The sequence below is a fragment of the Streptomyces sp. NPDC004788 genome (genome assembly GCF_053601115.1).
Window position 1 is genome coordinate 1 of record NZ_JBSGBF010000033.1, and the last position, 25748, is coordinate 25748.

The 25748-nt window shown below is 74.1% G+C and carries 18 protein-coding genes, 3 tRNA genes and 1 pseudogene; 12 read left to right on the forward strand and 10 right to left on the reverse strand.

The genetic code is table 11. The features are described from left to right. Nucleotides 1-298: pseudogene (locus ACWEJX_RS16815) on the reverse strand (hypothetical protein); the annotation flags it as partial. Between the two features lie 236 nt (nucleotides 299-534). On the opposite strand from ACWEJX_RS16815, the gene ACWEJX_RS16820 reads away from it, so the two are divergent. Continuing rightward, nucleotides 535-1890, forward strand: coding sequence for a tetratricopeptide repeat protein (locus ACWEJX_RS16820; RefSeq protein WP_451608192.1), 1356 nt, complete (start codon nucleotides 535-537; stop codon nucleotides 1888-1890). 90 nt (nucleotides 1891-1980) lie between these two features. Here ACWEJX_RS16820 and ACWEJX_RS16825 read toward each other — a convergent pair whose 3' ends face one another. Continuing rightward, nucleotides 1981-2574 (reverse strand): histidine phosphatase family protein, encoded by a 594-nt coding sequence (locus tag ACWEJX_RS16825; protein ID WP_451608193.1) that lies wholly within the window; start codon nucleotides 2572-2574, stop codon nucleotides 1981-1983. Nucleotides 2575-2719: 145 nt separating this feature from the next. On the opposite strand from ACWEJX_RS16825, the gene ACWEJX_RS16830 reads away from it, so the two are divergent. The 7 genes from ACWEJX_RS16830 (at nucleotide 2720) to ACWEJX_RS16860 (ending at nucleotide 9023) form a co-directional block, all read left to right on the forward strand. Further along, a complete protein-coding gene (locus ACWEJX_RS16830) occupies nucleotides 2720-3610 on the forward strand; it encodes a phosphatase PAP2 family protein (protein WP_451608194.1) in 891 nt (296 codons plus the stop codon). Further along, a complete protein-coding gene (locus ACWEJX_RS16835; RefSeq protein WP_451608195.1) occupies nucleotides 3528-4727 on the forward strand; it encodes a hypothetical protein in 1200 nt (399 codons plus the stop codon). Before ACWEJX_RS16830 ends, ACWEJX_RS16835 begins: the two co-directional genes overlap by 83 nt. Beyond that, on the forward strand, nucleotides 4718-6307 hold the full coding sequence (locus ACWEJX_RS16840; protein ID WP_451608196.1) for a hypothetical protein: 1590 nt from the start codon (nucleotides 4718-4720) through the stop codon (nucleotides 6305-6307). Before ACWEJX_RS16835 ends, ACWEJX_RS16840 begins: the two co-directional genes overlap by 10 nt. Further along, nucleotides 6304-7632, forward strand: coding sequence for an AAA domain-containing protein (locus ACWEJX_RS16845; RefSeq protein WP_451608197.1), 1329 nt, complete (start codon nucleotides 6304-6306; stop codon nucleotides 7630-7632). The genes ACWEJX_RS16840 and ACWEJX_RS16845 overlap by 4 nt, the downstream gene beginning before the upstream one ends. A 236-nt stretch (nucleotides 7633-7868) precedes the next feature. Further along, nucleotides 7869-8225: a hypothetical protein gene (locus tag ACWEJX_RS16850; RefSeq protein WP_451608198.1), complete on the forward strand. Its 357-nt coding sequence runs from the start codon at nucleotides 7869-7871 to the stop codon at nucleotides 8223-8225. Nucleotides 8226-8344: 119 nt separating this feature from the next. Then, nucleotides 8345-8959 (forward strand): bifunctional DNA primase/polymerase, encoded by a 615-nt coding sequence (locus tag ACWEJX_RS16855; protein ID WP_451608199.1) that lies wholly within the window; start codon nucleotides 8345-8347, stop codon nucleotides 8957-8959. Next, nucleotides 8950-9023, forward strand: a tRNA-Lys gene (locus ACWEJX_RS16860). The genes ACWEJX_RS16855 and ACWEJX_RS16860 overlap by 10 nt, the downstream gene beginning before the upstream one ends. 57 nt (nucleotides 9024-9080) lie before the next feature. Here ACWEJX_RS16860 and ACWEJX_RS16865 read toward each other — a convergent pair. After that, a complete protein-coding gene (locus ACWEJX_RS16865; protein WP_451608248.1) occupies nucleotides 9081-10346 on the reverse strand; it encodes a M6 family metalloprotease domain-containing protein in 1266 nt (421 codons plus the stop codon). A gap of 367 nt (nucleotides 10347-10713) precedes the next feature. Here ACWEJX_RS16865 and ACWEJX_RS16870 point away from each other — a divergent pair, with 367 nt between their 5' ends. After that, entirely contained in the window at nucleotides 10714-12672 is a 1959-nt protein-coding gene (locus ACWEJX_RS16870; RefSeq protein WP_451608200.1) for a putative bifunctional diguanylate cyclase/phosphodiesterase, read from the forward strand. 119 nt (nucleotides 12673-12791) lie between these two features. Here ACWEJX_RS16870 and ACWEJX_RS16875 read toward each other — a convergent pair whose 3' ends face one another. After that, the gene (locus ACWEJX_RS16875; RefSeq protein ID WP_451608201.1) at nucleotides 12792-14513 is read right to left on the reverse strand and encodes a glycosyl hydrolase family 18 protein; all 1722 of its coding nucleotides are present in this window, start codon (nucleotides 14511-14513) and stop codon (nucleotides 12792-12794) included. A 245-nt stretch (nucleotides 14514-14758) separates the two neighbouring features. Then, complete coding sequence (locus tag ACWEJX_RS16880) at nucleotides 14759-15868, reverse strand: LLM class flavin-dependent oxidoreductase (RefSeq protein ID WP_451608249.1); 1110 nt, start codon at nucleotides 15866-15868, stop codon at nucleotides 14759-14761. 364 nt (nucleotides 15869-16232) lie between these two features. Between ACWEJX_RS16880 and ACWEJX_RS16885 the strand changes: the two genes are divergently transcribed. After that, nucleotides 16233-16991 carry an IclR family transcriptional regulator gene (locus ACWEJX_RS16885; RefSeq protein ID WP_403800997.1) on the forward strand — a complete coding sequence of 253 codons (759 nt, stop codon included), beginning with the start codon at nucleotides 16233-16235 and terminating at the stop codon, nucleotides 16989-16991. 114 nt (nucleotides 16992-17105) lie between these two features. After that, nucleotides 17106-17179: transfer RNA gene (locus ACWEJX_RS16890), tRNA-Lys, on the forward strand. 70 nt (nucleotides 17180-17249) lie between these two features. Here the strand turns inward: ACWEJX_RS16890 and ACWEJX_RS16895 are convergent. The 4 genes from ACWEJX_RS16895 to ACWEJX_RS16910 form a co-directional block, all read right to left on the reverse strand. Further along, the gene (locus tag ACWEJX_RS16895; RefSeq protein ID WP_451608202.1) at nucleotides 17250-18905 is read right to left on the reverse strand and encodes an AMP-binding protein; all 1656 of its coding nucleotides are present in this window, start codon (nucleotides 18903-18905) and stop codon (nucleotides 17250-17252) included. A gap of 77 nt (nucleotides 18906-18982) precedes the next feature. Next, complete coding sequence (locus ACWEJX_RS16900; protein WP_451608203.1) at nucleotides 18983-19573, reverse strand: lytic polysaccharide monooxygenase auxiliary activity family 9 protein; 591 nt, start codon at nucleotides 19571-19573, stop codon at nucleotides 18983-18985. A 168-nt stretch (nucleotides 19574-19741) separates the two neighbouring features. Beyond that, complete coding sequence (locus ACWEJX_RS16905; protein ID WP_451608204.1) at nucleotides 19742-21442, reverse strand: SPFH domain-containing protein; 1701 nt, start codon at nucleotides 21440-21442, stop codon at nucleotides 19742-19744. Nucleotides 21443-23073: 1631 nt separating this feature from the next. Beyond that, nucleotides 23074-24540 carry a peptidoglycan-binding protein gene (locus tag ACWEJX_RS16910; protein ID WP_451608205.1) on the reverse strand — a complete coding sequence of 489 codons (1467 nt, stop codon included), beginning with the start codon at nucleotides 24538-24540 and terminating at the stop codon, nucleotides 23074-23076. 183 nt (nucleotides 24541-24723) lie between these two features. On the opposite strand from ACWEJX_RS16910, the gene ACWEJX_RS16915 reads away from it, so the two are divergent. Further along, nucleotides 24724-24797: transfer RNA gene (locus ACWEJX_RS16915), tRNA-Lys, on the forward strand. A 286-nt stretch (nucleotides 24798-25083) separates the two neighbouring features. On the opposite strand, the gene ACWEJX_RS16920 is transcribed toward ACWEJX_RS16915, so the two are convergent. After that, a complete protein-coding gene (locus ACWEJX_RS16920) occupies nucleotides 25084-25737 on the reverse strand; it encodes a class F sortase (RefSeq protein WP_451608206.1) in 654 nt (217 codons plus the stop codon). Nucleotides 25738-25748: the final 11 nt, after the last annotated feature.

Genomic DNA, 25748 nt, shown 5'->3' on the forward strand with positions numbered 1-25748 from the left:
CGGCACCGCGCTCGGCTCCGACACCCGGGGCCTGGCCACCGAGTCGTGGATGCTCAACGGCACCGGCACCGGCTTCCAGAGCACCGGCACCAAGGCGGTCGGCCCGGCGCAGGATGTCCACGGCCTCCAGCCCCTGCCGGGCCGGCACGGTCACCAGGTCGCAGGCCTGACCGGTCCCGGTGTGGGTCGCGAAGGACGCGCTGGCGTCCGGGGTGGGCGCGTGCCGCTCGGTCGACTGCGACGCGGCCGGCCCGGCGTACGGCCGGGTGACCGGCCCGATGGCTCCGGTTTCCACCATGGAACCCTCCTCGCTCCGAAGCGGGAGACGCGGTCCGGCTGCGCCGCGTCTCCACACCCTGGTTCAACGCCCGTGCGCGTCAACGGCTACGGCGGCACGCCGCCGCAAAGGATGGCAGTTCATGGCAGATCGCGGGCGAGATATCCGATTTGTTGCCAAACCCAGCGTGCGCGGCCGGTCACAGCAGGTACGTTCTTGCCGCCGGAACACCGGCAGCACCAGGAGAGGGCTCGGCCATGGCGTTGTCACGGGCAGTTCCCAACCTCGCCTTCCGCAGACTCCGCGGACAGCGTTCACCGGCGGAGTTCGCCGCGCTCGTCCGCCGGGCGGCGCGGGAGATCGGCGAGCAGGTCGCATGCGACGCCCGCTACATCGGGCGCGTGGAGGCGGGCGAGATCCGCTGCCCGAACTACGCGTACGAGCGGGTCTTCCTGCACATGTTCCCCGGACTGGGCCTTGCGGACCTGGGGTTCTCGGCGCGGGAGGCCGTTCGCGGCCGGCGGTCGGCCGCCGTGGCGGCCGGGGCACCGCCACCCCTCGCCCTCACCACCCGGAACGATGAGGAGAGCGACGTGCTGCGTCGCGCATTCATGACCGGCGGCACCGCCACCGTGGCGACCGCCTCGCTGGGCCTCTGCGGCCCGGCCGCGGCGCTCGCCGCCCCCCACGGCGGCGCCTCCAGGACCGCCGCCGTCCCCGCGGCCACCATCCCGGCGCCCCGCGGCGTCCACCGCGTCGGCGAGGCCGAGGTCCGCGCCGTCGAGGACGCCGTACGGAACATCCGGCTGCTCGACGACCGGCACGGCGCCGACGGCCTCTACCAGCGCGCCACCCAGCCGCTGCGCACCGCCTACGCCCTGCTCGACGCGGGCGTCGCCACCCGCCGCTCCACCGCCGACCGGCTGCACAACGGCGCCGGGGAACTCGCCATCTCCGTCGGCTGGCTCGCCCACGACTCGGGCCGGCTCGACGACGCCCGCTCCCACTACGCCGAGGCGCTCGCCACCGCGCGGGTGGCCGGGGACGCGGCCCTGGAGGCGCACGCCTTCTGCAACACCTCGTTCCTGGCCCGCGACTCGGGGCGCTACCGGGAAGCCGTACGGGCCGCGCAGGCCGGACTGCGCGCCGCCCAGCCGCTCGGCTCGGCCCGGCTGCTGGCGCTGCTCAGCCTGCGCGAGGCCGGGGCGTGGGCCGGGCTCGGCGACCGGTCCGCCTGCGCGCAGGCCCTCGGCCGGGCGCACACCCACTTCGCGCGGGGCGCCGCCGACGAGGACCCCGAGTGGATGTCCTTCTTCGGCGAGCCCGAGATGGAGGCCCTGGAGGCCCAGTGCTGGTCGCTGCTCGGCGACTGGACCCGCGCGGCCCGGCACGCCCAGCGCGCCGTGCTCCTCCAGGACCCGCACTTCGCCCGCAACCTGGCGCTCTACCGCGCCCAGCTGGCGACCGACCTCGCGCACGCGGGCCGACCCGACGAGGCGGCGGCGGAGGTACGGCGGGTGGAGGCGTCCCTGGACGGCGTCGAGTCCGCGCGGATCCGCCGGATGCTGTCGCAGACGCGCCGGCTCATCGCCGCGCACTCAGTCGCGCACTGAGCCACGCGCTGAGCCACGCACTCAGCCGCGCACTCAGCCGGCACTGAGCCGCGTACATCGCCGCGGACGGGCGACTCGCGCGCGAGGGGCCTACTCCAGGTGCCCGGTGTCGTTCCAGCGCTCGATCGCGGGGGCGCCGTACGCCCAGCCCAGCACCGACAGGCTGGTCGGGTCGAGGCGGATGCGGGCGGCGTAGGAGACGTCCTCGCCGAGCCAGCGGGCGCCGATCGAGCGCAGGATGTGGCCGTGCGCGAAGATCAGCACGTCCCGGTCGGCCGAGCGGGCCCACTCCACGACCTGGTCGGCACGGGCCGACAGCTCGGCCATCGTCTCCCCGTCGGGCACGCCGTCGCGCCAGATGAACCAGCCGGGCTGGAGTTTCTGGATCTCGGGCGGGGTCAGGCCCTCGTACGCGCCGTAGTCCCACTCCATCAGCGCGTCCCAGTCCGTCGCCCGCTCGCCGAAGCCGGCCAGCTCGCAGGTCTCCCTGGCCCGTACCAGGGGGCTGGTGCGCACCTCGACGCCGTCGAGTCCCTGCCACGGCCCGCGCGCGAGCCGCTCGCCGAGCAGCTTCGCACCGCGCCGGCCCTCGTCGAGCAGCGGGATGTCGGTCCTGCCGGTGTGCCGGCCGAGCAGCGACCACTCGGTCTGGCCGTGCCGGGCGAGCAGGATGCGCGGTGCCATGGAGGCTCTCCAGGTGTTCACGGGTACGGGTCCCCTTACGGGTGCCCGTCCATCATCGCCCACCCGAATTCCCGGTGACCGGCGGGCAACCTCCCGGCCCCGGACCGCGTCCTCCCACGATCAGGAACGAGTGGGGGGACCTTGCATGGCCGGGCGCAGACCACGCTGGTGGCTGGAGCTGATACTGATCGCCGCGGTGTACGCGGCCTACTCCGCCGGGCGGCTGCTCGCCGCCGGGGACGTCTCGGACGCCGTCGGCCACGGCCTCGGGATCCTGCGGACCGAGGAGTGGCTGGCGATCGACTTCGAGCACCCGCTCAACCGCCTCTTCACGGCGACCCCCGCGCTCGGCATCCCCGCCGACTTCGCCTACGCGTCCCTGCACTACCTGGTCACACCGGCCGTCCTGGTCTGGCTGTTCCGCCGCCGCCCCGCCGCCTACCTGGCCGCCCGCACCTGGCTGATGACCGCCACTCTCCTCGGCCTCGTCGGCTTCGCGCTGATGCCGACCTGCCCGCCGCGGCTGCTCGACCCGATGTACGGCTTCACCGACACGATGGCGCACTTCAGCGCGTACGGCTGGTGGGGCGGGCAGGCGAGCGCGCCGCGCGGGCTCGGCGGCCTCACCAACCAGTACGCGGCGATGCCGAGCCTGCACGTGGGCTGGGCGCTGTGGTGCGGGGTGATGCTGTGGCGGCACGGGCGGAAGCCGCTGGTCAGGGCGGCCGGCGTGGCGTATCCGCTGCTGACCGCGCTGGTGGTGATGGGCACCGCGAACCACTACTTCCTCGACGCGGTCGCGGGGGCGGCGGTGATGGGCGTGGGCCTGCTGCTCACGCCGTACGTGCGCCGGGTCGCGGACCGGATCGCAGACCGTCTCGCGGACCGGATCTTCGGGGGCGAATCCCCGCGAAACTCCCCGCTTGTCAGTGGCGGATGGGAGACTTCCGCGGGTGAGCGCATCCCTGGACAGCGGTCCGCACCGACCGCCGCAGACCACACCGCCGCAGACGACGCTCCGGCATCGGCTCGCTGAGCTGCGCGGACCGGCCACCGTGCCGCGTCCGCTCGACGCGCGCGCCCTGGCCGCCCTGGCCGCGAACCCGGGCTGCAGGCGGCGCGCGATCCTCGACGGCGCCGGAGTGGACAAGACCGCGCTCGCGGCGAAGCTGGGCGCGCCGTCGTCGTTCGGCCAGTCGCAGTACGCGATCGCCCGGGGCAACGCGTTCGAGGCGAAGGTGAAGGCCGACGGCGGCCGGGAGCTGCTCGCCCTGCTCGGCATCACGGAGCCGGGCGCCGTGGACGTGCCGGAGCTGGCGGCGGCCGGGCCCGAGGGCCGGGCGGCCCGCACGGCGCTCACGCTGCGCGAGGCGACGGCGGCGGGCCGCTGGGCGCTGCTCGACCACCCGATGCTGGCCCTGGAGGTGGCCGGCTCCCCGGTCTACCTGGAGCCGGACGCGGTCGTGGTGCACCCCGACGGGCGGTGGACGGTCGTCGAGATCAAGTCCTTCCCGATGATCGACGGCGCGGCGGACGCGTCGAAGGTCGGCGCGGCGGCTCGTCAGGCGGCCGTGTACGTGCTGGCCCTGGACCGGATCGCGGCGCACACGGAGGGCGCGACGGTGGCGCACCGGGTGCTGCTCGTCTGCCCGAAGGACTTCTCCAACCTGCCGACGGGTTCGGCGGTGGACGTGCGCAAGCAGGTCGCGGTCACCCGGCGCCAGCTGGCCCGGCTGACCCGCATCGAGGAGATCGCGGACGCGCTACCGGAGGGCGTGACCTTCGACGTCGCCGAGTGCTCGGCCGAGCAGCTGGCCTCGGCGGTGGAGTGCGTGCCGCACGCGTACGCCCCCGAGTGCCTCTCCGCGTGCGAACTGGCCTTCCACTGCCGGACCCGCGCCCGCGCGGCGGACGCGGTGACGACCCTCGGCCGTTCGGTACGCGGCGAACTCGGCGGCCTGACGACGATCGGCGCGGTCCTGGCGGCGGCGCGCGGCGAGGACGGCGACCCGGACGACCCGACGGTGGAGGCGCTGCGCAGGGCGCGCGCGCTGCGGGCCGAGGCGCTGGAGGCGGCGGGGGCCGCGGGCGGCGCGGAGGTCGCCGGGGCCACGGGAGCCACCGGCGGCGCGGAGGTGTCCGCATGTCGCTGATCTCCGTGCTCGCCCGGATGGAGGCCGTCGAGGCCGGCCGGGCCCAGCCGCTCGCCACCGTGCGGCACCGGCACCTGTCGGAACGACCCCTGGTCTTCGTGCCGTTGACGACGTCGGGCGAGGCGGGCGCACCGCTCGGGGCGTTGGTCGGCACCGACCCGGAGGAGCCGCGGCTGCTCGTCGTGCCGCAGCCGCGCGACCGGGACCTGCGCTTCGCGTTCCTCGCCGAGCTGGCCGACGAGATCCTGCCGTACGTCGACTCCTTCGCCGGTGTCGTCGAGGCGGCCGAGCGGTCCGAGACCGACCCGGAGACCGGCAAGAAGGTCAAGGTCGAGGTCGAACTGTGCGCGGACGCACCGCAGTTGGTGGTGCCGAGCCGGGCCGGCATCGAGTACGTACGCCTCCTCGGGCGGTCGACGCGCTTCCGCCGCACGGCCGAGCAGGACCCGGAGACGCCGTTCCCGGCGCCGCCCCGGGTGCCGCTGCTGGGGCGCTGGCTGACGCACTTCGGCGAGCGGGCCCGGGTGCCGGGCACCTCGCTGCTCGTGGCGGCGACGGACCTGCTGAACCGGCACTGGGCGACCGGCCAGTCGTCCCTGGAAGACCAGCACCTGGGCGCGCTGCTCGCCTGGATCGCTCCCGGCGAGGGAGAGTCCGGGGCGGAGGCGGCACTGCGCGCCGAGCTCGGACGGGACGGACAGGGGCAGTTGCTGTGCCCGCCGGCCGGGCCCGCGACCGATCCCGCCTTCGACAACCGGCTGCTCGCGCCCGCGGTCGAGGCGTACGACCGGGCCCGGCAGGCGCTCGGCGCCGCCGAGGACGGCGGCGCGGCCGAGGACGGCCTGGCCGCGCTGACGCTGGCCGAGCGGGAGATCCGGCGCCTGATCGTCTCCCAGCTGAAGCCGACCTGGTACGCGGTGTGGCGGGCGCTCGACCTGCTGCGCGAGCTGCCGGAGGGCGCGCGGGTCGCCGACCGCTGGACCCGGGACCGCTGGTCGTTCACCGGTCAGCGGGACCGCATCGCGGCGGGCGAGCCGCCGCAGCCGCGCCGTGACGACGCGGTGACGGCGGCGCAGAAGCTGGCGGCGCGCGAGCAGGCGCAGGGCCAGCTGGAGGCACAGGAGGCGCTCGACGACCCGCTGGTGATGGCGGGGCGGCGGCTGGCGGGCGAGGCGTTCGTCGCGGAGATCACGGAAGTCGTGATGGCGCGCACGGAGAAGAACCGCCCGCGTCCTCTCCTGACCGTCCGCACGGACGACCGGCCGCACCTGGCCGAGGGCGTGAAGGTGTACCGCTCGCTGGACGGCAAGCCGCAGACGGCCGAGTTCGCGTACGCGGAGGAGGACGGGTCGCTCGTGCTGCGGCTCCTGGACAAGATGGGCCGGTCGAAGGAGCCGGCGGAGGGCTCGGTGCCGGAGAAGGGCGAGCGGATCGTCTGGACGCTGTTCGAGCACGACCAGCGGCCGGGGGCGAAGCTGCCGGACCCGGAGGACACGCCGTGGACGCACGGCGGCCCCCCGCGCTCCGACGACGCCGCCGCCGAACTGCCCGACGCCGTGACCACCGAGGACATCCTGTGACCTTCGACCCCTCCGCCGAGGCCGCCCGGGCCACGGCCGAGATCCTGGCCGACACCCTGCACGGCACCGCACGTGGCGTGGTCGTGGACTCTCCGCCGGGCGCCGGCAAGTCGACGCTCGTCGTCCGCGCCGCGCTCGAACTGGCCGCTGCGGGACGCCCGTTGATGGTGGTCGCGCAGACCAACGCGCAGGTCGACGACCTGGTGCTGCGGCTCGCCGAGAAGGAGCCGGGGCTCGGCGTGGGGCGGCTGCACTCGAACGACTCGGACCCGTACGACAAGGCGCTCGACGAGCTCGAACACGTACGGAAGTCGTCGAAGCCGGCGGATCTCGCCGGGCTGCCGGTGGTGATCTCGACCGCCGCGAAGTGGGCGCACGTGAAGAACGTCGAGCCGTGGGCGCACGCGATCGTGGACGAGGCGTACCAGATGCGCTCGGACGCGCTGCTCGCCGTGGCGGGGCTGTTCGAGCGGGCGCTGTTCGTGGGCGACCCGGGCCAGCTGGACCCGTTCTCGGTGGTGGGCGCGGAGCAGTGGGCGGGGCTTTCGTACGACCCTTCGGCGTCCGCCGTCTCCACCCTCCTGGCCCACAACCCGGAGCTGCCGCAGCACCGCCTCCCGGTCTCCTGGCGGCTCCCCGCCTCGGCCGCGCCGCTCGTCTCCGACGCCTTCTACCCGTACACGCCGTTCCGCAGCGGTACGGGCCACGGCGACCGGAAGCTCTCCTTCGGCGTGGCCTCCGACGGCTCGGCCCCGGACCGGGTCCTGGACGAGGCCGCCGATTCCGGCTGGGGCCTGCTCGAACTCCCCGCCCGCCACACCCCGCGCACCGACCCGGAGGCCGTGCACGCGATCGCCCTGGTCGTCCGCCGCCTCCTCGACCGCGGCGGCGCGGCCGTCAGCGAACGGTCCCCCGCTCCCGTCCCGCTCACCCCGGACCGCATCGCCGTCGGCACCGCCCACCGCGACCAGGCGGCCGCGATCCGCGCCGCGCTCGCCGACGTGGGCGTCACGGGCGTCACGGTCGACACGGCCAACCGCCTCCAGGGCCGCGAGTACGACGTCACCGTCGTCCTCCACCCCCTCTCCGGCCGCCCCGACGCCACCGCCTTCCACCTGGAGACCGGCCGCCTCTGCGTCCTCACCTCCCGCCACCGCCACGCCTGCATCGTCGTCTGCCGCGCCGGCGTCACCGAACTCCTCGACGAACACCCGTCGACGGAACCGGTCCAGCTCGGCGTCACGGTGAAGTTCCCCGACGGCTGGGAGGCGAACCACGCGGTGCTGTCCCACCTGGCGGAGCACCGGGTGGCCTGGACGCCCTGAGGCCGTCGCCCCCAGCCACGGTGCCGCCGGACGGAGTCCGGCACGCCGCCTGAGTCGGCCGATGAATACGGCCCCCGACGGCTGGGGGGGAGGCGATCCACGCGGTGCTCTCGCACCTCGCGGAGCACCGGGTGACCTGGGCCCCTTGGGCAGGCCCCGTCGGCCCTCTTGCCAGGCGCGGGAGAATGGGAGGTGGCCCGGGTGTCCGGGCCGCGTGTGTGAGGAGGAGAGGGATCATGGCGGAATCCGCGGAGCGGGGCGGGCAGCGGCGGGTCAGGCCGGCGCCGCTGATCTTCGAACCGGCCGAGGCTGCCGCCGACCCGGAGCACTTCTTCGACCTGGAGAGGATCGAGGACCCGCGGGAGCTGCTCGCCCGGGCGACCGAGCTGACGCTGGCGTTCCGCACGGCGACGGACCGGGCGATCGAGTACCAGGCGATCGCGGCGGCACAGCTCGCCGACCCGCGCCGGTTCGACCGGCTGACGGCGGCGGACGTGGCCGAGCGGGCGGAGTGGACCGAGGACTACGCCCGCAAGATGATCGAGTTCGGTCAGGACCTGATCCGCACGGGCGGCCGCGACCCGGAGGAGTAGGCCGGGAGGCTCGACCTCCTGGCATATGCCGGGGCGCAAGATACTCCCCCGGACCCCGCCGTGTCCGGATTTTCGGCAACCCGACGAGACGGCACCGTCACGGCCGGTAGACCTCTGGCATGACGACGTGGCTGAGCGACGAGACGACGATCCTGTACGACATCTGCCGGCACCAGCCGGCGCGGGTCACCGAGGACGGCGCCGCCTGGCTCGCCTCCGCCACGTCCCGCCCGGGCCCCGCGCTCGCGACCTGGGAACGGCATCCCGCCTCCCCCGCCGTACTCCCCTGCGGCACGGCCTTCGACGTGGTGAACGTCGAGCCGACCTTCGGACGCCGGATGCTGGACCGGCTGTGGGCCGAGGGCCCGGGCTGCGGGCCCGTCGCGGTGCACCGGGGCCGGATGCTGCTCTTCGCGGCCCCGGGCACCGCCCAGCGCTTACCGTCCCTGCTCGACTGGGAGGAGTGGGGCCGGGAGGTGCCCCGGCCGCTCTGCCACGGCATCGGCGACGCCGTGACCGTCCCGCCGCTCACCCCGCACGACTCCGCCGGTCCGCGCTGGCTCGTCGCCCCCGACACCCGCAAGCCGTGGCTGCCCGGGCCGGAGGTGCTGCTGTGGGCCTGCGTGCGGGCGGCCAGGGCGGTCCGGACGGTTAGGGCGGCCGATCTGCGGGTATCGATTTTTGCTTCGGCGGATCCGGATGCTAATGTCTACGACGTCAGCAGGCGCCGCTAGCTCAGTTGGTTAGAGCAGCTGACTCTTAATCAGCGGGTCCGGGGTTCGAGTCCCTGGCGGCGCACAGACGGAAGAAGCCCCTCGCGGAAGCGAGGGGCTTCTTCGTTGTGGGGTCGCGCGGTCACCGCACCGGCTGCGGGCCGCTGATCCGCACCGTCCACACGCCCGCCTTCGTCCGCCCGTCCACCTCCACCCGTACGCCCGTGCCCGGCACCGTGTACGACTCGCCCTCGCGCAGCGGCGCATCGGCGAGCGGCGGGTAGACCGAGCGCTCCCAGCACGCCTCGGTGTGCGGGTGGGTGTCGACGACCTCGACGGGGCCGTCGCCGGAGGCCGCCTGGTTGCGGACCCGGTAGAGGAGCACGCCCTCGGTGCAGGTGTCCTTGTCGTTGCCGGTCGCCGAGCGGGCCTCGATCGCGAGGGCGCTGTCCTCACCCGTACGGACCACGGCGAGCCGGGTGCCGACGGTGCCGCCGGAGACGGGGGCGGCGGCGACCGGCTCCAGGCCGACGACGTGCGTGCCCGGGCCGCGTACGCACTTCACCTGGGAGCGGTCGAGCCAGCCCAGCTTCCACTTGTGCCAGGCGAAGAGGTCGGGCGCGAGCCCGAACTGGCTGCCCATGACGTCCCAGTCGCCGACGTAGGTGTCCCAGTCGCCCTTGCCGTCGGTCGGCCGGTGGTAGAGGTCGGGCAGGTCGAAGACGTGGCCGGTCTCGTGGGCGAGCACGTTGCGGTCCGGCGGATGGCGCTCGAAGACCGTGACGACCCGCTTGATCTCGGTGCCGTCGGCCTCCAGGGGGTGTTCGAGGTTGACCACCTTGGTGGCGTCGGAGTCCACGCCGGGCGCGTCCGGGTCGGCGACCAGATAGACGATGTCGTAGCGCGAGAAGTCGACCGAGGCGTCGGCGGCCCGGATCGCGTCGCGCAGATAGGCCGCCCGGTGCTCGGCGCTCCAGTCCCGCCGTATCGCGTACGCGGCCGAGTTCTGCGGCATCCGGGTCCAGCTCTTCTGCGGATGGACGCGCAGGCTGAAGCGGCCGTAGGAGGCGCGCTCGAAGAACTCGGAGGTGCCGGGGAAGTGGTCGGCGGCGAGTTGGGCGGGGGTGGTCATGGGGGTGGAGTCCGGGAAGGACAGGAAGATCATGACCGCGTCGAGGGCGCGGGTCGGGCGCGGGTAGGACCCGTTCCAGGTGTCGAGGCCGAGCGAGTGGTGCGCGGCGGTACGGGGCAGGGCGCAGGGGCCGGCAGAGGGCGCGGCGACGGCCGGGCCGGCGACCAGGCCGGTCGCGGCGAGCGCGGCGAGGGAGGTGAAGGCGGCCGCGCCGGCCCGCAGGCGCGAGCGGCGTACCGGCCCGTGCACTCGCCCGGGTGGCTGCTGACCCTTCACGTGACCCCTCACGTGGACCTCCCGCTCCGGAATGTGCGACACCTCACCCACCTTGTGGTGGTTTGCCAGGTTTCGCACCTTTCCGCTGCCCCGGTCGGGTGAGCGGGACCCACCGGGTCGACGCGACACGTGCACGCGTCAGCTCACGGAAAGTCACATTCGGTCAGGCCCTCGTCGACCCGTGTCAGACCCGCGCAGAAACGATCGGGCGGAGGGTCCGGGTGGGCAGCCTCACAGCCCGCCGAAGGCCCGCGACGGGCCTCGGAGCTGGAACGGCGCCCCGGCCAGCCTCTATGATCGGCACACTTTCCTTGGCCGACCATTCCGACCACATCTGTACGGCCCGAACGCACTACGGGAGCGAGCGGTGAGCGGAACCCCCGAAGGACCAGTGCACCCGTCGGCTGAGCCGACGCTCACGGAGAGTCACCCCCCGGCAGCGGAATCCGACCTCCGGGACCCGCGCGACTCCCGACTCCGCGACCCCGGCCACCGCGACCCCGAACTCCGGGACTCCGGGCCCCGCGACTCCGAACTCCGCGACTACCGCGCCGCGTTCAACGCCGCCCGGATCGCCATGGCCATGGTCGACCGGGACGGCATCGTCCTCGCCGCCAACGACTCCTTCGGCACCCTGCTCGGCACCGACGCCGCCGCCCTGCGCGAGCAGGCCGCCGCCGACCTCGTCGACCTCGGCTCCGACGGCCGCACCTGGCACGCCTACCGCGAGGTGCTGAGCGGCCGGCGCTCCCGCTTCCGCTGCACCCGCCGGCTCAAGCACCCCGACGGACGCTCCCTGTGGGCCGAGGTGACCGTGGCACCCGTACCCGACAGCGGCCGCGTGCTGCTGTCGGTCGCGGACATCAGCGACCGGCGCGAGCTCCAGGCCCGGCTGCGCCACCTCCAGATGCACGACCCGGTCACCCGGCTGCCCAACCGCACCCTGTTCTTCGAGCGGTTGACCGCGGCCATCGAGAACGCCGCCGTCGAGAGCGCCGCGCCCGGCGGTCCGGAACCGGCTCCCGACCGGTCGTACGAGTCGTACCAGTCGTACGGGCATGGCAGAACAGGGCGGATCGGCATCGTCTACCTGGACCTGGACGGCTTCAAGGCGGTCAACGACACCCTCGGCCACCGGGTCGGCGACCGGCTGCTCGCCGCCGTCGCCGGCCGGCTCACCGAGTGCGCGGACGGCTACGGATACACCCGCAACGGCGGCCATCTGGTGGCCCGGCTCGGCGGCGACGAGTTCGCGATCCTGGTCGAGGACTCCACCGGCACCGAGCAGTTGGCCGATCTCGCGCAGTCCGCGCTGACCGCGCTCCAGGAGCCCTTCGACCTGTCCGGGCAGCGGCTCTCGGTCTCCGCCTCCATCGGCGTCGTCGAACGCCCGGCCCAGGGCTCCTCCGCCACCTGCCTGATGCAGGCCGCCGACACCACGCTCTACTGGGCCAAGGCCGACGGCAAGTCCCGCTGGACCCTCTTCGACCCCGAGCGCAACGCCCACCGGATGACCAGGCAGGCGCTCTCCTCCACCCTCCGACCGGCCGTCGAGCGGGACGAGTTCACGCTCGAGTACCAGCCGCTCGTCGACCTCGCCGACGGCTCGGTGCGGGGCGTCGAGGCCCTGGTGCGCTGGCACCACCCGCAGTTCGGGGTGCTGACGCCGAATCGGTTCGTCGGCATCGCCGAGGAGGACGGCTCCATCGTCGAGCTCGGCCGCTGGGTGCTGCGGACCGCGTGCCGGCAGGCCCGGCAGTGGCAGAAGGACCACCCGGGTGACCGGCCGATCTTCGTCAGCGTCAACGTGGCGGTCCGCCAGGTCTGGGACTCCGACCTGGTGGCCGACGTCGCCGGCATCCTCGCCGAGACCGGGCTCGCGCCCCATCTGCTCCAGCTCGAACTCACCGAGTCCGCCGTCATGGGCTCGGCCGGCCGGCCGCTCCAGGCCCTCCAGGCGCTCAGCGACATGGGCGTGCGGATCGCCATCGACGACTTCGGCACCGGCTACTCCAACCTCGCCTACCTCAGCCGCCTCCCGGTCTCCGTCCTCAAGCTCGACGGCTCCTTCGTCCGCGGCTTCCAGGACGAGGCGCACGCCAACCCGGCCGACGAGCTGATCGTCGAGGCGCTCGTCCAGCTCGCCCACCGGCTCGGGCTCACGGTCACCGCCGAGTGCGTGGAGACCTCGGGCCAGGCCGCCCGGCTGCGCCGGATCGGCTGCGACACCGGACAGGGCTGGCTCTACTCGCGGGCGGTGGCCCCGGAGCGCATCGCCGACCTGATCGGCGTCGCGCCCCTGCCCGTGGAACCGCTCCCGGCGTAGCCCGCACCCGCACTCGCACCTGTACGCGTGCCCGTACCCGTACCGCAGGCATGGAACTGCCCCCGGCCGGAGGGACATTCCGGGCGGGGGCAGTGGCTCTCACGGAGCCGGTACGAGGGTCAGCAGGCGCCGAGGTCCTGCCAGACGCCCCACTCGCCGGTCGTGCCCGGCTCCTCGTTCTGCGTCCACCACTTGGCCTTCCAGTTGTGGCCCTTGTGGGAGACGGTCTGGCCGCCGGTGTAGACCTGGCCGGCCACGTACGCCGGGGCGGTACAGGTGCCACCCGTCGGCGTGGGCGTCGGGGTCGGGGTCGTGGTGGTCGGGGACGGCGTCGGCTGCGTGGTGGGCGGCGTCGTCGGGGTGGTCGGCGAGGAGCCGACGGCGTCGACGATCTGGTTGAAGAGCGTGGCGTTGGCGTCGAGGCCGAGCAGCGAGTACATCATCGCGCCGGCGAGGCCGCGCTGGTGGGCGTAGTCGGCGCGGGCCTGGATGGTGCGCTTGTCCAGACCGGTGAAGAACTCGCCGTCCTTGTAGAAGTAGGCGGACTTGGCCTGGTCGTCCCAGAAGGTGGTCGCCGGGTTGTCGACGATGCCGCCGAGTTCCTTGTAGTACGCGATGCCGGCCGCCTGGCTGAGCGGGCGGGCGTTCGAGCCGCCGGTGGCGGTCTGGGCGAGGCCGTTGGTGGTGCCGGCCGGGACGCCCTTCCAGCCGCGGTAGTAGAACTCGTAGCCGAGGGTCAGTTTGTCGGCCGGGAAGCCGCCGGTGATGCCGTAGGCGGGCTTGCCGTCCAGCCAGGAGTCGATCGCGTTGTCGATCGAGTACTTCTCGGTGCCCGGCTTGATGACGTCGGTCGGGTCGTTGCTGCCGGAGTACAGCGGGGACTGGTGGTACGTCGGCCCGTCGCCGTCCCAGGCGCCGTGCATGTCGTACGTCATGATGTTCGCGTAGTCGAGGTACGCGCCGATCTTGTCCGTCTCGATGTTCTTGATCTTGTCCTGGCCGGCCGGCAGCGCGGCGGTCAGCAGGTACTTCTTGCCGCCGTGCGCGGCGCCGTACTCGTCGAGCTGCTTGCGGAACTCGGCGAGGAGCAGCGTGAAGTTCTGCTTGTCCTCGGGGGCGTAGTGGTTGCCGAGGTGGCCGTCGGGCGAGCCGGGGTACTCCCAGTCGATGTCGATGCCGTCGAAGATGCCGGCGGCGGTGCCGGCGCCGCCGAAGCCGCCCTCGACCGGCAGGTCACCCTGGATGTACTGCTTGATGCAGGAGGCGACGAACTTCTTGCGGCTGGCGTCCGTCTTGGCCGCGTCCGAGAAGTACTTGGAGTAGGTCCAGCCGCCGATCGAGATGTTGATCTTCAGGTTGGGGTGCTTCGCCTTCAGTTCCTTGAACTGGTTGAAGACACCCACGATCGGCTGGTCCCACTTGTCGGCCACGCCGTCGACGCTGTCCGCGGCCGAGAAGGACTTCTGGTAGTCGGCGTACGAGTCGCCCGCACCGTCGCCGGCGCTGGGGTTGGCGTCGTCGCCCGCGGCCTTGTTGGCCTCGAAACAGGTGAGGTCGGTCGGGTGGATGTTCCCGAACGAGTAGTTGATGACGTCCAGCTTGGCCGCGATGCCCCGCTCGTCGAGCTGCTTGGGGTAGAAGGCGTTCCCGTACACGCTCCACTGGTCGTAGTACGCGATCTTGACGCCGCCGGTGGACGGCGCGGCGGCGGTGTCGGCGGCCTGCGCGGAGCCGAGGCCGGCGGTCGCGGCGAGGGCGCCGGCGGCGAGGGCCGAGCTGAGCAGGGCGGCGAGAAGTGGTGTGCGGGGGTTGCGGCGAGCGCGGGGGTTGCGGGGGTGCACGTGCGGCCTCCGGGAGGGGTGGCGGTACGGAAGTTGGAGCAGTGATATCCGCCGCGTGAACAGCGCGTCAATGGTCTGAACCAGATTGAGGACTAGACCAATTGCCGGAAGAAAGCCCTTGTCAGAGACGTGCAGCACAACGAAGAACCGCTCGCCACCATGCGTGACGAGCGGTTTAAGGTTCACTTAGGCTTCCCCGGCCGGTCGGTTCGAAGCTGAACCAACGGGCCGGGAAATTCCGCCTCCTACGACTCCGGCGTGAGCTCCGGCAGCCCGTACGCGTCGGCGATCAGCTCGTAACTCCGCAGCCGCGCCTCCGCGCCGTGCGCGTTCGCCGTGAGCATCAGCTCGTCGGCGCCGGTGCGCTTCTGCAGTGCGTCGAGGCCCTCCCGCACCTCGTCCGCCGTGCCGTGCACGACGTTCCCCAGCCAGTCGTTGACGAACTCGCGCTCCGCGAGGCTGAATTCGTACGCCTCGGCCTCCTCCGGCGTGGGAATGAGTCCGGGCCGGCCGGTGCGCAGCCGCAGCATCGACAGGGCGCCGGTGAGCACCTGCCGGCGGGCCTCCGCGGCCTCGTCGGCGGCGAGCGCGGAGACGCCGATCAGCGCGTACGGCGCGTCGAGCACCGCCGAGGGGCGGAAGGACTCCCGGTAGAGGTCGAGGGCCGGGATGGTGTTGCGGGCCGAGAAGTGGTGGGCGAAGGCGAAGGGCAGGCCGAGCAGGCCGGCGAGCCGGGCGCTGAAGCCGGAGGAGCCGAGCAGCCAGACCGGCGGGCGGCCCTTCGGACCCTGCACCGGGCCGGGCACGGCGTGGATCCGGGCGTACGGATGACCGTCCGGGAAGTCGTCGTCGAGGAAGCGGGTCAGCTCGGCGAGCTGCTCCGGAAAATCGTCGGCACCCTCGTGGAGCGTCTGGGTCCGGCGCAGGGCGGCGGCGGTGGCGCCGTCGGTGCCGGGGGCGCGGCCGAGGCCCAGGTCGATCCGGCCCGGGGCGAGGGCCTCCAGGGTGCCGAACTGCTCGGCGATCACCAGCGGGGCGTGGTTCGGCAGCATCACGCCGCCGGAGCCGAGCCGGATGCGGTGGGTGTGGGCGGCGAGGTGGGCCAGGATCACGGCGGGCGAGGAGGAGGCGACGCCGGGCATGGAGTGGTGCTCGGCCACCCAGTGCCGGTGGAAACCGCGGCGCTCGGCGAGCCGGCTGAGCTCGACGCTGGTGGCGAGCGCCTGGCTCGCGGTCCGCCCCTTGCCGACGGTGACCAGGTCCAGCACGGACAGCGGTACGGGCGCGGTGCCGCGCACCTCGCCTCGGATCGCGTCTCCTCGGATCGCGTCTCCGGGAATCGCGTCTCCGGGAATCGCGTCTCGCGTCGTGTCGTCGCTCACCGTGGGGCCTTTCAGACATCAGTGGACGGGGTGGGAGCCGGCGGGATCCGGTGAACGGGGTCAACTGGAGGCTGACTCCGGTTATTCCCTCCGAGCCGCTCCGCCGAAAAAATCTTCACGTCCGGAACGGCATCGAACGGCCGTCCGGACGGCCTCCCGCACGGCCCTGACCTCACCCTCTCCGGCAGGGCTGTGACCATGGCATATGCCAGAGTGGCGCACCCCAGCCCAGGGCCCCTGAGCACCGAATCAATCTCGCCAACAGCCGCCCCGTGGCGGGGGCTTGGCGGCTATCGTGGTACGGAAGCTTGCGGTCACAACCTGGTAGGGGGAAACCGTGGCGCTGAAGCCCGAGCCCACCGCGCCGTTCCACTCGGTGCAATACGCCCTGCGCGTGCTTGAGACGGTCTCACGGCACGGTGGCGGCGTGACGGACGTGCAGATCGCGCGGGAGACCGGCCTGCCCGTCGCCCATCTGTCGTCCATGCTCCTGATGCTCCGGCGCGAGGGATACGTGGAGCAGGTCTCCGACGGCGCCTACGTCATCGGCGACTCCCTGGTCCTCCTCGGTTCCGGCGTCACCCGCCGCGAGGCCCTGGAGCGCAAGCTCCAGGAGACGCTCACCGAGCTGCGCGACTCGGTCGGCGCCGCCGTCTACATCAGCCGGTACATCGACGGCGAGGTGAAGATCACCCAGTTCGCCGACGGCCCGCGCACCCCGAAGGTCAACGAGTGGGTGGACTTCCGCTCGGCCGCCCACGCCAGCGCGGTCGGCAAGTGCCTGCTCACCCAGCTCGACCAGAACGGGCGCCGCGACCACCTCGCCCGCCACAAGATCGCCCGGCTGACCTCCCGGACGATCACCAACGAGAAGATCCTCTTCTCCAAGCTGGACAGCCAGCCGCCGACCGTCCCGATGCTCGACCTCCAGGAGTACGCGGTGGGCACGGTCTGCGCGGCGGTGCCGCTGACGGCGGGCTCGACCGTGGGCTGCCTGGCCCTGTCGCTGCCGATCGAGCACGCGCACCGGCTGCGCTCGGCGGCCGACACGCTGAACCGGCGGGCGGCGCCGGTGGTGCTGTCGCTGGCGATCTAGGGCGATCCGATCCGCAGGGCCGTCCGCAAGGAGATCCACCGGGCGATCCGGGGGCTGACGGCGAGGTGGTCACGAGCACCCCTCGGGACCAGGTAGTATTTTCTCTGTCAGCAGGCGCCGCTAGCTCAGTTGGTTAGAGCAGCTGACTCTTAATCAGCGGGTCCGGGGTTCGAGTCCCTGGCGGCGCACAGACAGAGGAAGCCCTCTCGCGAAAGCGAGAGGGCTTCCTTGTTTTCCGCCCAGGTCATGCGGGTCGGGTCAGCCGGGGAAGGGGCGGTCGTGCTCCTCGTAGGCACGGCGGAGCGTCTCGCGAGCGGTATCGGTGAGGAGCTCGTACGGGGCGGAGGGCGCCGGTCGCCACCAGACCGGGTCGGGGCAGCCGAGGCCGGCGCGGCGCAGGGCGACCCGGTGGATCTTGTTCGTCGCGGTCAGGGGCAGCTCCGGGACGACCCGGACGAAGGCCGGGGGCATCTTGGTGCCCAGGTCGCTCTGGTCGCCCAGGAAGGCGGCGAAGGCGGCCGGGTCGAAGACCGCGCCGGGGCGCAGGGCCAGCGCGGCCATCACCCGGTCGCCGGAGACGGGGTCGGGCACGGCGTAGACGGCGACGCCCGCCGCGCGCTCCCAGCGGGCCAGGATGTTCTCGATCATGGCGGCGGCGAGGTTCTCGCTGTCGACGCGCAGCCGGTCGTCGGTGCGGCCCGCGAAGTAGAGGTATCCGTCGGCGTCCCGGTAGAAGAGGTCGCCGGTCCAGTACCAGCCGTCGCGCAGGCGCGCGGCCTGGGCCTCGGGGTTGCGCCAGTAGCCCTCGAAGGGGCTGCGACCTCGGTTGACCAGCTCGCCGACGGCCTCGTCGGCGTTCAGCAGCACACCCGTGGCCGAGAACCGGGCCGGCGGGCACTCGCGCCGGGTGGCCGGGTCCACCACGGCGAGGTCGTCGCCGGGCGCGGCCCGCCCGATCGCCCCGGCCGGTGTGCCGGGGCTCCGCTGGATCGCGGCCCCGCCCTCGGAGGAGCCGTATCCCTCGACGAGCCGCACCCCGAACCGCGCCTCGAAGCGGGCCGCGTCCACCGCGCCCGCCTCCGTGCCGAAGCCGAGCCGGAGGCGGTGGTCGCGGTCGTGGGCGCTCTCCGGGGTGGCGAGCAGGTACTGGACGGCGCGGCCCACGTAGGTGAAGTAGGTGGCGCCGAAGCGGCGCACGTCGGGCAGGAAGCGCGAGGCCGAGAAGCGGGCGCGCAGCGCGATCCCGGCGCCGGCGGCGAGCGCGGGGGCCCAGTCGGCGATCACGGCGTTGCCGTGGAACATCGGCATGCAGATGTAGTGGGTGTCCTCCGGCCGTATCGAGAAGTGCGCCACGAGCGAGTCGCCGGCGGCGGCGAGCCGGCCCTGGCTGCACACGGCGGCCTTGGGCGCGCCGGTGGAGCCGGAGGTGAAGGAGAGGAGGAAGCGGCTGTCGGGGCGGGCGGGCCGGAGGAAGCGGTCGTCGGGCGTGGCGGTCCCGTAGGGGGCGAGCAGGGCCTCGTACGCGTCGGTGTCGGTCACCAGGATCCGTACGCCGGGCAGCGGCAGCCCGTCGAGGAGCGGGAGGTGGGCGCGCTGGGTGACCAGGAGCCGGCAGTCGGTGTGCCGGATGTCCCGGGCCAGCTCGGCGCCGCGCCGGGTGGGGTTGATCCCGGCGACGGCGGCCCCGGCGAGGGCCGCCGCGCCGAGCCAGAGCGGGTACTCCGGAGTGTTGTCGAGCAGCAGACCGAGGTGCGGCTCGCGCCCCGGCCGGTCGGGCATCAGCTCCGTGAGCAGGGCGGCGCGGGCGGCGGCGCCGGCGGCGACCTGGTGGTGGGTGAGGGTGGTGCGCTCGTCCCTCAGTCCGGTCCGGTGGTCGTGCCACTGGCGTCGTACGAGTTCCGCGACGGTCCTCATGGGGCCGGATGCTAGCTGACGTCACGTCAGATGAGGAGGCCCTGGAACCGGCCTCGGAACCTGCCTCGGAAGCGGCCTCAGAACTGGACGTCCGAGCACGCGTAGAAGGCGTTCCCGGTGTCCGCGATCGTCCACACCGCGAGGATCAGGTGACGGCCGGTCTTGCCCGCCGGGACGGTCCCCGTGTGCGAGAGCGTGGAGGGTGGCTGCTGGCCGCCGTAGGGGACGACCAGGAAGGGCTGGGGGTCCAGGTCGGCCCTGGTCAGGGCCCTGGTACCGGTCCAGCCGTTCCTGGTGATGTAGTAGCGGAAGTCCGTGGTCGCGTGGCGGGCCGTGAACTGCCAGCGGAAGGTGTAGCTCTGGCCCGCGGTGAGCCTGGTGGTGGGCCAGGCGCCGCCCCGGGCGTCGTCGAGCTGCGCGAAGCGGGAGTTCCCGCCCGCGCAGATCCTCCCGTCGGCGGGCCCGGCGGCCGGGAAGCCCTTGGGCCCCTCGACCGACTGCGGCTCCCACTGGATGTCGCCGCAGTTGGTCACGGTGCCGTTGGCGCAGAGCTTCTGCCGGCTGATCGGCGAGTCGGTGTAGCCGTGGCCGCTCGCGCTGGTGGTGGCGAGGAGGGAGGCGGCGGCGACGCCGAGCGCCACGGCCGCGATCCCTGTCTTCTTTCGCATGCTGTCGCTCCAGGAGAACGTGGGGAGTTCTGTTGGGCTGTGCTGCACGCGTGCGGGTGGGGGTTTCGAGCCGTCGGCTCTAGGTCTAGACCAAGCTCCAAGGTAGGGACGGAAGTTGGCCATGTCCATACCGACGGCGGCGGTACGGGAGCGGGACGCGCCCCCGCGTCAGGCACCCTCCCCGGGGGCGCTACGGCCCGTGTAGAACGCCACGGTCAGGTCCTTCACCAGCGCCTTCTTCTCGTAGTCGTCCAGCTCGACCAGACCACGGGAGGTCAGCCGGTGGACCACGTCGTCCACCGCATCCACGACCGAGGTCAGCACGCTGTCCCGGTGCTTCGCGTCGAGCGCCGCGATCCGGCGGCGCTGCATCGCCGCGGCGACCTCGGGCGCGTACTCGATCCGCGTCGGCTGCGCCGAGAACACGTCGATCCCGACCGGCGCGCACTCCGCCGACAGCATCCGCGTCAGGGCCTCGCCGACCGCCTCCGAGTCCCGCAGCGTCGGCGCGTCCTCGTGGAACGCGTCCGCCGGCAGCTGCGAGAGGACCCGCGCCATCGCCGCCTCCACCTGCTCCCGCAGGTACTCCTCGTGCCGGTCCACGCCGAGCGCCGCCCGGACGGTGTCCCGGATCCGCCACACGACGAGGACGACGACGTTCAGCGCGGTGCCCTTCGCGTCCACGGCGGGCAGCGGCTCACTGCGCCAGTGCCGCAGCCGTACGTCGACCCGGCGGCGGAGCAGCAGCGGGCTCACCCAGAGCAGCCCCGTGCGGCGCACGGTGCCGCGGTAGTCGCCGAAGAGCGTCAGCACGAGCGCGTATCCGACCCGGCCGCGGCCGAGACCGCCCAGGAAGAACAGCGCCATGACGACGCCGAGCGCGAGGAGCGCCCACTGTCCGAGCGGGATCCCGTTGTACGGCCGCGCCGGCAGCCGCAGCATCCGCGCGAGCTCACCGGGCACGGCCCCGGCCCACCACACGAGCGCGGCACACCCGAGCAGCGCGACCATCCCACCCACCACCCCGACCCACCCGGCCAGCACCGGCCCCGGCCGCTCGACGAGCTTGGGATCGGCGGTGGGCGCGGGACGGTTGCCGGGGGCGGGGGTCGGCCGCGTGGGCGCGGGAATGCCGGGCTTCTTCGGCGGCGTCGACGTCGCCGTCGCCGTCGTCTTGGGTACGGGCACGGTGGCCGGCCCCCCGTCGTCGCCGCCCTCCGCCTCGTCCCGGAACAGCAGATGCACCGGGATCGAGCCCGTGCCCTCGGTACCGATGACGGTGCGGCGCCGGGGCTGGGGCTGGGGCTGAGCAGTCGCGCTCGCGCCGGTCGGCAACTCGGCGGCCGCGGAGCCGGGAACACCGGCGATCCACCCGAGGTCGACGGCATCGTCGGGGACGGGGTCGGCGGCGGCCGCGCCTTCCGGGCCTGTGGCGATGGAGGCTGCGGGGTGGCGGAGGTCAGGGGCGAGAGCCTGGGCTGCGGTGCCCGACGCCGCCGGACGGCCGGAGCCGGAGGCGGACGCCTGGCCGGCGGTGACGGACGCCGCGGGGCGGCTGGGGCCGGGGGCGGACGCCTGGTCGGCGGTGACGGACGCCGCCGCGCGGCTGGAGCCGGGCGCGGGAGGCTGGCCTGCGGCGGCGGGCGCGGCCGGACGGCCGGGACCAGAGACGGACGCCTGGCCTGCGGTGACGGACGCCGCGGGGCGGCTGGGGCCGGGGGCGGACGCCTCGGCAGCGGCGGCGGGCGCGGCCGGACGGCCGGGGCCGGAGGAGTCTGCGGGCGCGGGATCCGTGCCCTGCGACGCGGAAGCAGCGGAAGTCGGGCCCGGCGTCGCCGAAGCGCGGGCCGGTGCCGGGTCGGTGGCCATCGGGGTGCGCTCTGGGGCGGCTGCTGCGCCTGCCAGGCGGGGCGCCTGCGGAGAACCGGGTGCGGCTCCATGGTCGCGGCCGGGGGTGACACCGGTCGGCGAGCCCATGGCGGACGGCGCACCAGGGCCGCGAGCCGGGGCAGCGGACGCCGCAGCGGGAGCCGGATCGGTGGACACTGACGGACGCCCGGCGGTGCCTGCGCCCGGCGGACGATGCGCCTGAGCCGGACCGGAAGCAGCTCCCTGGTCACGCGCAGGGCCGGCTTCGGACGCCGAGCCCTCGGCAGTGGAAGCCGGCGGCCGACCCGAGGCGGCTGCGCCTGCCGGGCGGTGTGCCTGCGGCGAACCAGGAGCGGCTCCGTGGTCGCGCGCGGGGCTGACGCCGGTCGCCGAGCCCGCGGCGGACGGCGCCTCAGCGGTGCGAACCGGACCCGCGGAGGGCGCCTGAGGCGCATCGGAACTGGCGGGCGGGGGCGCGGAGCGCCCGAGGTCGGTACCAGCGGAAGGAGCGCTCGCGGGGCGAGGGCCCTCTGGGGGCGCCTGCGGCGACCTTGCACCGTCCGCGCCGGCGCGCGTCGGACCGGGGTTCTGCGGTACCGGCCGGACGGCGGCGCCGGCAGGGGCGGGTGCGTTGCCTGAGCCTTCCCCGGCCGTGGCCGGAGCCGTAGGCCCTGAGCCACTACGGACCGCCGTACCCGCACCGGACGGCCCCCTGACGGCCTGGTCCGCCGCGGGCCCGAGGCTGGACGAGCCGGGGACCACCCCGCCGGATCCGGCGGTACGCCCCGGCCCGGCCGCCGAGCCAGCGCCAGGGTGGGCGGCCGGGCGGCCGGAGGCAACCGAACCAGAGCCCGCGCCCGCTGCGGGCACGGAAGTCTGCCCTGGGTGGGACGCGAGACCGGGACCGCCCGGCCCGGCACCGGCAGGGGCCGAGCGACCGACGTCAGGCGAGCCCTGCGCTGCGGCGGACACGGCCGCAGGCCCCGGGTGGGACGCGAGACCGGGACCGACCTGCCCGGATGCGGTCGGAGCCGTCGGCCCGGTGCCGGCGCCGGCCACCGGTCCCGCGCCCGACGGCCCACTGACGGTCCGGGCCGCCGAGGGCCCGGGGCCGGGTGCGGGGCCAGGGTCCTGTCCGGCGCCGGCCGGCGCCGGGTGACCGAGCCCGGACGAACCGAGCGGCTGCGCCGCCGAGCCGTCGGCCGAGCCGGCCTGCGACCCGGCGTCGTGCCCCACGGTGGGCCCGCCCGTGCCAGAGGTTCCGCCGGGCGCGGGGCCGGGCCCCGTCGGCACGGCCGCAGAACCGGCGGCCGGAGCCGTCGGGTGGCCGGGGCCTGCCTCGACCGCCCCTCCTCCCCCGGTCGCTGACGACACGGCAGACGCCCCGCCCGGAACCGCCGGTGCACCGGCACCGGGCTGAACGCCCGTCCCACCCGCGCCCGCCGGCGTGCCGGCACCGTCCACCGTGGTGGGCGCGCCCGCCCCCACACCCGGCGGCCCCGCAGGGCGTAGGCGGCCGTCGGTGAGGCGGCGGGCGGTGCGGGCTGCGTCGCGGGTGGCGGCGGGGCCGGAGTCGGAGGGGGTCGGGGGGGTCGATGGCGTCATTCGGTCGTCACCTCATGTTCTCGGGGTCATCGGAAAAGGCGCCGCCAGGTCTCCGGGCCCGGGTAGCCGTCGGCCGCGCCGCCGCGCCAGCCCTGGGCCCGCTGGAAGGACTCGACGTTGCGGCGGTCCGCCTCCGTCCACCGCGGACCGGGGCCCGACGTGTAGTGCTTGCCGTAGCCCCGCTTCACCAGTTGTTTGCCCAGCTTCTCCACATATGCGTTGGATTGGCCGGGACGGAAGTAGCCACGCCCGGGGAACCCGCTCGCAGATGCGCTCGATCCGCCCGAACCACTCGAACCGCCGATGTCCCTGCCCTGCCCCGTCACGAGCAGCGCCCAGGTCTGCGGCCCCGGCAGCCCGTCCGCCGCGGCGCCCTGCCAGCCCTGCGCGAGCTGGAACGCCTGCGTGGCGCGCCGGTCCGCCTCGCCCCAGCGCGGTCCGGGGCCCTGGCTGTAGAACTTCGCGCCGCCGCGCGCGACGAGCAGCCGGCCGAGCTGGGTGACGTACGCGTTGTTCGCGCCCGGCCCGAACATCGCCGCCCCCGGGAACGGGGTCGACACCGCCCCGGACCCCGACCCGGACCCGGACCCGCCCCCGCCGCTCACCACGCCCTTGTAGCGGTACGCGAGGTAGCGGTCCGAGTTCTCCCAGTACGCGAGCGGCGTCGCCTGCTTCCGTGTGTGGGGCTTGGTCTGCTCGTACGCGATGTACGAGGCGTGCGTGTAGTCCGTCCACCCGCCGAAGATCGTCACGTGCGAGCCGCGCGTCGGGTTGTCAGGGTTGTGGAAGAGCAGGATGTCGCCGGGCTGCAGGTCGGCGCGGTCGATCCGGTCGGCGAAGCGGTCGAGGCTGCCGGTCCACTCGTTGGAGCGGAGGTTCCAGGCCATCGAGATGTAGCCGGAGCAGTCCTGGCGGTAGCCGTCCGCCCAGTACCGCTCCATCGAGTACGGGACCGCCGCCGTGACCCACGTCTTCGCGCGGTTGATGATCTCCGCCCGGGTGGTCTTCCGCAGGGACTCGGCGGAGATCTGACTGGTCGTCGGGTTCGCTCCCGGGGAGGGTGCCGATCCCGGTCCGGGCGACCCGTGGAGGGGGCCCCGGCCGCCCTGCGGGGTCTCGGGCCCGGGCCCGGTGGCGTTCTCCGAGAGGGCGCGGCCCACCCCGGCCTCGGTCGCTACGGCCACCGCGCCCACCGCTTCCGCCTCCGCCGCCCCTATCGCCCTCGCCGCTTCCGCCGCCCCTACCGCTCCCGCCTCTCTCGCCCCCTCCACCGCTCCCGCCACTTCCGCCGCCCCCGCCGCTCCCGCGCCCCCGGCCCCCAGGGCCACCCCCGCCGCCGTCACCAGGACCAGCGCCCTGCGTGCGCCATGGGCCGCAGGGTGGCCGCCCGCGCGCACCGGCAGGCCGAGGGCGAGGTCGCGCCGCTGCCGGGCGCAGCCCGCGCAACCGCAGTCGGCCGCGGGTTCGATTTCTTCGAAGACCGGCACACTCATGCGTTCCCCTCCACACTCGTCAAGATCTTTTGGCGCTCCTGCACGGGCGCCAGTGTCTCAACTGTCTGGACAAATCGCATTTTGACGGATCGAAGGCCCAATACGACCATCCGACAGGCCGGGCGGGACCGGAAATGGTCAGGAGCACGGTCCGGGGTCCTGTAGAGTTATCTCTGTCAGCAGGCGCCGCTAGCTCAGTTGGTTAGAGCAGCTGACTCTTAATCAGCGGGTCCGGGGTTCGAGTCCCTGGCGGCGCACGCGAAGACTGAGGCCCTTCACCATCAGGTGAAGGGCCTCAGTCGTGTCCGGTCTTCCTTTACAGTGAGCGGAACCCGACCTCCCGCAGCGGCTCCGGGCTCCTCCCGCGGTCCGTGAGCCCGCGGTCGAGGACCGGACCCGGCCGGCGGCCGGTGGGTTCCGCCCCCGCCTGCCGGGTCCGGGTCGCTCAGCCCCGCCGGACGCCGCCGGACCTGCCTCTGAGCCCCGCCGGACGCCGCCGGGCCTGTCTCTCAGCCCCGCCGGGCGTCTCTCGACCCGCGTCGCTCACTCCCCTACGCCGGTCACGCCGGTCAGATACGCCGACACCACCACGTTCGCCGTGTACGCGCCCGACGTCCGGTCGAAGCTGCCGCCGCAGGTGACGAGCCGCAGCTCGGCGCGGTCCGGCAGGCGCTGCCCGTACGCCCGGCGCGCGTCGAAGCCGTCCCGCGGCAGGACCTGGACGTCGTCGACCGTGAATTGCGCGACGCTTCCGTCCGAACGGGTCACGGCCACCGTCGCGCCCGGGCGGACCGCGCTCAGGCCGTAGAAGACGGCGCGGCGGGTCGCGGTGTCGACGTGGCCGACGAGGAGGGCGGCCCCGGAGGCGCCGGGGCGGGGGCCGGCGCCGTACCAGCCGACCGTGTGCGGCATGTCGTACGGCGGCGGGTCGATCGCCCCGTCCGCGTCCAGGCCGCGCGCGACGACCGGCGCGGAGATGCCGAGCGACGGGATCTCGACCCGGCTCGGCTCGGCCGCCGCGGCCGACGGCGGGTGCGCCGGGGGCAGCGGGGCGGCGGGCGGGCGGCCGACGGCAGCGATGTCGCCGGTGGCCGGCGCCGGGCCGGCCGGCGGCTCGCCGGTGTCCCGGCCCCACACCCACAGGCCCAGGACCAGGAGTGCCCAGGCCGTCCCGGTCAGCGCCCGCCCGGACGTCACGGGCTTGGTCC

Coding starts and splice junctions, on each gene's coding strand:
- ACWEJX_RS16820 (WP_451608192.1), top strand. CDS start 535: ATGGCGTTGTCACGGGCAGTTCCCAACCTCGCCTTCCGCAGACTCCGC.
- ACWEJX_RS16825 (WP_451608193.1), bottom strand. CDS start 2,574: ATGGCACCGCGCATCCTGCTCGCCCGGCACGGCCAGACCGAGTGGTCG.
- ACWEJX_RS16830 (WP_451608194.1), top strand. CDS start 2,720: ATGGCCGGGCGCAGACCACGCTGGTGGCTGGAGCTGATACTGATCGCC.
- ACWEJX_RS16840 (WP_451608196.1), top strand. CDS start 4,718: ATGTCGCTGATCTCCGTGCTCGCCCGGATGGAGGCCGTCGAGGCCGGC.
- ACWEJX_RS16850 (WP_451608198.1), top strand. CDS start 7,869: ATGGCGGAATCCGCGGAGCGGGGCGGGCAGCGGCGGGTCAGGCCGGCG.
- ACWEJX_RS16855 (WP_451608199.1), top strand. CDS start 8,345: ATGACGACGTGGCTGAGCGACGAGACGACGATCCTGTACGACATCTGC.
- ACWEJX_RS16895 (WP_451608202.1), bottom strand. CDS start 18,905: ATGAGGACCGTCGCGGAACTCGTACGACGCCAGTGGCACGACCACCGG.
- ACWEJX_RS16900 (WP_451608203.1), bottom strand. CDS start 19,573: ATGCGAAAGAAGACAGGGATCGCGGCCGTGGCGCTCGGCGTCGCCGCC.
- ACWEJX_RS16905 (WP_451608204.1), bottom strand. CDS start 21,442: ATGGCCACCGACCCGGCACCGGCCCGCGCTTCGGCGACGCCGGGCCCG.
- ACWEJX_RS16910 (WP_451608205.1), bottom strand. CDS start 24,540: ATGAGTGTGCCGGTCTTCGAAGAAATCGAACCCGCGGCCGACTGCGGT.